The following is a 5,158-nucleotide window of genomic DNA, read 5'->3' as shown; positions in this document are numbered from 1 at the left end:
GGATTGTGGGAATGTTAAAGAGCTTAATCTTTGTCCGATGGAAATGCTGGGAGAAAAATTGCCTGACTATGAGATTGAAAATCATAAGTTTGAAATCTATGGCAAATGCCCGGATTGTAAGCATGAAACTCTGTCAAATGAATACTGACAGAGTTTTTTCTGTGTAAAAAGAGGGTAGTTCCTGTATAGGGCTACCCTCTCAACTTATTAAGCTGCTGTTCTACGAATCGCAACAATTTTATTACAATCTACAATTAAAGGAGAAGCAGCTGCACCTGGCTCAAAGAAGTATGCACAGCAATTTCGTGGATCAAAGGAAATGAAAGTCACACCTAAGAAGCTAATACCGCCAGATAAGAAGATATCTAGTGTAGTTGCAAGCTCTAATTTTCTTAATTGTTGGCAAATACAACCTCTACAATTACTGCTCATTTTTGGTGTACATTTTTCTTCTTTTTCGCAAGAACATTTTTCTTCTTTTTCTTTGCGACAATGACATTTTTCCTCTTTTTTCTGACATTTACAGCCTTGCCAGTTCATATGAGTCATATATCGTCTATCTTCCATTGTAATACCTCCCTTCTTCTAGTTTCGTAAGGGTACCCTTACAGTAATAATCTATGTTTGGTGAGGAAAGAGAGGTTGGCAATATGTCCGATAGGCTACTCAATAATCTATATTTTTCTCAAAATCTTGCGTAGTGAGGAAAGCCCTAAGTAAAAAAAATGCTATAAATGCTAAAGCAAGATATTCATATCGGGATAGATTTGCTGTTACACCCACAAAAAAACGACGAGTCATTACAGAAACGTAAATCTTCGTCGTCTACCCTATGATTATTGATGTTTTTGTTGGAAATCTACCATAAAGTCTCGTAAAGCTTCACAAGCCTCAAGAGGTACCGCATTGTAAGTAGAAGCACGACAGCCACCTACAGATCGATGCCCATTTAGTCCAACAAAGCCGGCAGCTTTTGCTTCAGCAAGGAATTGTTTTTCAAGCTCCTCATCTGCCACACGGAATGTAATGTTCATTAATGAACGGCTATCAGTTGTAGCATGGCCTTTATAAAAGCCATTACTATGATCAATGGCATCATAAATTACTTTTGCCTTTAATTCATTGTGTTTTTCAATTTCAGCTACGCCACCTTTAGATTCTACCCATTTCAATACTTCTCCTAGCATGTAGATTCCAAATGTCGGTGGTGTGTTATAAAGCGAATTACTATCGGCATGTGTTGTGTATTTCAGCATAGTTGGAATATTTTTATTCGCTTTTTCTAGTAAATCTTTGCGAATGATGACAACCGTTACACCTGAAGGCCCAAGGTTTTTTTGAGCTCCTGCATAGATGATTCCGAACTTTTCAATATCCACTGGCTTTGACAAAATATCACTAGACATGTCAGCAACTAATGGCACATTTCCTGTATCCGGATAATTTCTCCACTGTGTACCGTAAATTGTATTGTTGGATGTAATGTGAACATAAGCATCATCATCATTGAATTGAATGTCTTCTAAGGCAGGAATATTACGGTATTGATTGTCTTTTGTACTGGCCGCTTCAACAGGTGTACCAAACAATTTAGCTTCCTTGAAGGCTTTCTCAGACCATGAACCAGATAGTACATAGCTAGCTTTTTGATCAGCTGTCAAAAAGTTCATAGGAACCATTGTAAATTGAAGGCTTGCTCCACCTTGTAGGAATAGTACCTCATAGTTTTCTGGAATGGCATATAGTTTTTTTAATAAAGCAATAGCTTCGTTATGTACGTCGTCAAAAATAGCACTGCGGTGACTCATTTCCATTATGGACATACCTGAATCACGGAAGTTTACTAATTGCTGTTGAGCTCTTTCTAATACTTCTTGTGGAAGTGCAGATGGACCTGCGTTGAAATTGTATGCACGTTGTGTCAAAGTGGTACACTCCTTGTTTGGTTAATAACAGAACTTTACTGGATTATACCGTAATTTTCAAGAGAAAAAATAAAATTCTTAATATTTGAGCAGAATAGCGACAGGCTCGCAACAAAATGTACACAATTGAGCATGTTTTTCGGAGTAAACACGAACGAAACGAAGTTATTTTTTGAAATGAAATGATATTTTTCGTGTTTAAAATATTTTTGTTGAAATATTCGTTTTTAATGTTCGTGTTTCTAGTTGGGTAAATGCTTCGATCTAGATGCCCTGAAATTTGATGTTTGATAAAAGAATTACCTTTCTTTACGACAGGTAATGCAAGTTTTTTGTATAATAATTTAGAGAATAGAAAACGAGGTGTTCATAATGTTTACAGTAGAGAAAGCTTGTTTAGTAGTTGTGGACGTACAAGGAAAGTTAGCGACAATTGTAGATGATAGTGAAGTGATGATTGAAAATGTAGCAAAGTTAGTACAAGCCATGCAAGCCCTTGAAGTACCTACATTATGGCTAGAACAAAACCCTAGTCGTTTAGGAGGAACAGCACTAGATATAGCCCAGCATTTACAAGGACAACCTATTGCTAAAATGGCCTTTAGCGCATGGCAAGAAGAGTCATTTGTAAAGGAATTGAAAGAAACGGGACGTACACAATTTATTGTAACAGGCATTGAAACACATATTTGTGTGTACCAAACAGCAAGACAATTAAAGGAACAGGGGTTTGAAGTAGAGGTTGTAGTAGATGCCGTTTCTTCTCGTACTAAGGCAAATAAAGAAATCGGACTGAGCAAGCTGAATGCACTCGGAATACATTCAACTAGTACTGAAATGATTTTATATGAGCTTTTACAACGTGCTGACCATCCACAATTTAAAACCATTTTACAGCTTGTAAAGTAGAGTTCATCAAAAATAAACTATTGGCTTTATCATACAATCATTGTAATAACAACGATCGGCCCTATATATTTTGCAATTAAGATAATATTTTACCCATTTTATTCACTTTCATATTACGATGAACTTCACTAAGAACCACTGCTATGACCAAATTGTCCATATTTCAATTCAATCCCAGCAATTGGATGTGAATAAAACCATAATATTGTTGCACATTTCTATCGAAAGTGTTTTTTATATATCATCCTTCGAATAGGGAAGAAAAACCACTTGAAACAATATAGAGGCTTTTCCAAAATATACTTTCATATAATAAAAAGTAAAGGGCAGAAACGTTGTTCAGCGTTTCTGCCTTTCAATTTCATATTTATTTTACTCATATCTATTATTTCATGGACAAGAAACCTTCCACTACAATACACAAAAGTGATCCTTTTTTATGCAGGCATCTCAGTTGGTGTTGGTTTAGCATAGCCCTCTTTATAAGTATCATCAATGTACTGACGAATTTCTTTTAGGCTCTTTCCTTCTTTATGCAGTTGTGCTGACTGGACAGCAATCTCCAAGCAAACTAAACACCTTGTTCCATGATCATCCCAGACGATGGAACCATCCTCGCGTTTTTCCTGAATAAAGCAATTTAAATTATTTTTGTGGCCAGCTGATTCGCCACAGCCGCAATAACATGGCATCCATTCTAGGATCTCAGTTGATTGACCAGCGATTTGATAAACTAAGCGAATCTTTTCTTGTTTATCTTCTAAAAAGGATGGAAGGATGTCTGCAGAAGCGGTTTCCTCCTGAATATCACCTGTAGCATGTGAGTGACCTTCATGTGAAGCTTCCTGAGTTTTTTGGTTGGCTTCAGCCTCTTTTTTATCTTCCCCACATGCACTTAATAACAGTAAAGCCAATATAACAAAAATAGAAAGTGTTTTCTTCAAATATAGCGCCTCCTACATGTTTACAATACTTCCATTATAACATTGTTCTCTTAAACATTTACAGGCAGCCTTGTTGCAAATCAATGAAATATATCTAATCCACGTGTTTTGTTCATGAAATGTTCCATTTTCTCGCTCAATAACTTTTTTAAGAAAAAGCCAAACAGGATAAAAATAAACCAGAAACCAATTAAGAAGATGAGATCTGTCCAGACAGATGTCCAAATAATCCCTCCAACTGCCTCACGCATCATTTCAATGGCATAGGTAAAAGGTAAAAAAGGATTGATTAGTTGGAAAAACCTTGGTAGTAATTCGATCGGATAAGTTCCACCAGAGCCAGCAATTTGCAGAACGAGCATCACAATAGCTAATGCTTTACCTACATTCCCAAAGACAGATACGAGTGTGTAGACTACGGTTATAAATACGAGACTGATGAAAAGACCAAATAATACAAAATAGGCGGGTGCTTGAATAGACCCATCAAGTAAGAAAATATCTCCGATGGTAATAATAAGTGTTTGAATAAAAGAAAATGTTGCAAATGTTAATAGTCGGCCAAAGTAAATTTCTCGAATACTGTAAGACGTATCTCCATGAAGATTCACAGATAATAAGGAAATTAATAATAAACATCCAACCCAAATAGATAGTACAGTGTAAAACGGTGTCATGGCCGTGCCATAGTTTGCAATTGGGAATACGCGATGTTCCTTTAGTTTAATGGGTTCCTCAAAAAAGTCACGTTCAGCATTGACATCATTTTTTAATAATTGCACAATCTCAGCAATGTCTGCTTCCTCTTCAAGTGTACGTAGTTTATTTGCTAATTCTTTAATTTTTGAACTTAAAGTTGGAAATTCCGTTTGTATTTTTTGAATGGCATTATTGGCTGTTCCTAGTGTATTTTTGGCCTGTGTTAATTTATCTTTTGCCTGAGGAATGAATTGTTTTACATTGGTCAGCATCGTCGAAGCATTCGTTAATGTCTGTTGAGCACTAGATAACGTCGATCGAAGTTGCGGTTCTAAACTATCGTTATAGTACGATAGAAATTTTTGCAAATTGGCCGTTGCGTTTTGTGCGATTTGTTGTATGGCAGCGACATCTTGTTTGATGACTTCTTTATCAATAGGCTTTATTTGTTCTATTTTATTTAGAACATCATCATGTAAAGTGTGCAATTGTTGTAATGCGTTAAGTGCGCCTGTAGTTGAATCATTAAAGCTTGGATTACGCTGTAAGGCTTCTCGAATCGTTGTAAGCTGTTCAATGAGTTGTTGGTTGTCTTCGGCATTACTTTCCTGTAAAGAAGTGATGACAGCAGTTAAGGAATCAACCAATTGCTTACGAGTGGTAGCATCTGCTTGAATTAAT

At 36.3% G+C, this 5,158-nt stretch carries 5 protein-coding genes and 1 pseudogene; 2 read left to right on the top strand and 4 right to left on the bottom strand.

The window, feature by feature from the left end; translation table 11 throughout:
• Positions 1-148, top strand: a pseudogene (locus RT445_RS03285) (transcriptional repressor); the annotation flags it as partial.
• Positions 149-207: 59 nt separating this feature from the next.
• Here RT445_RS03285 and RT445_RS03280 read toward each other — a convergent pair.
• Together RT445_RS03280 and serC are read right to left on the bottom strand one after the other, a co-directional pair.
• A complete protein-coding gene (locus tag RT445_RS03280) occupies positions 208-567 on the bottom strand; it encodes a hypothetical protein (protein ID WP_274793768.1) in 360 nt (119 codons plus the stop codon).
• A gap of 269 nt (positions 568-836) precedes the next feature.
• Positions 837-1,925 carry a 3-phosphoserine/phosphohydroxythreonine transaminase gene (serC, locus tag RT445_RS03275; RefSeq protein WP_274793767.1) on the bottom strand — a complete coding sequence of 363 codons (1,089 nt, stop codon included), beginning with the start codon at positions 1,923-1,925 and terminating at the stop codon, positions 837-839.
• 372 nt (positions 1,926-2,297) lie between these two features.
• On the opposite strand from serC, the gene RT445_RS03270 reads away from it, so the two are divergent.
• Positions 2,298-2,834 carry a hydrolase gene (locus RT445_RS03270; RefSeq protein WP_274793766.1) on the top strand — a complete coding sequence of 179 codons (537 nt, stop codon included), beginning with the start codon at positions 2,298-2,300 and terminating at the stop codon, positions 2,832-2,834.
• A gap of 437 nt (positions 2,835-3,271) precedes the next feature.
• Here the strand turns inward: RT445_RS03270 and RT445_RS03265 are convergent, their stop codons facing one another.
• Positions 3,272-3,778: a PCYCGC motif-containing (lipo)protein gene (locus tag RT445_RS03265; RefSeq protein ID WP_274793765.1), complete on the bottom strand. Its 507-nt coding sequence runs from the start codon at positions 3,776-3,778 to the stop codon at positions 3,272-3,274.
• Between the two features lie 80 nt (positions 3,779-3,858).
• The coding region (locus tag RT445_RS03260) for a YhgE/Pip domain-containing protein (RefSeq protein ID WP_313469676.1) at positions 3,859-5,158 on the bottom strand (1,300 nt) is incomplete at its 5' end.

It is taken from the genome of Lysinibacillus sp. (assembly GCF_032093475.1).
Taxonomy (GTDB): Bacteria; Bacillota; Bacilli; order Bacillales_A; family Planococcaceae; genus Lysinibacillus; species Lysinibacillus irui.
Note: the sequence above shows the minus strand (reverse complement) of the source record. Positions and strands in the feature narration are given on the sequence as shown.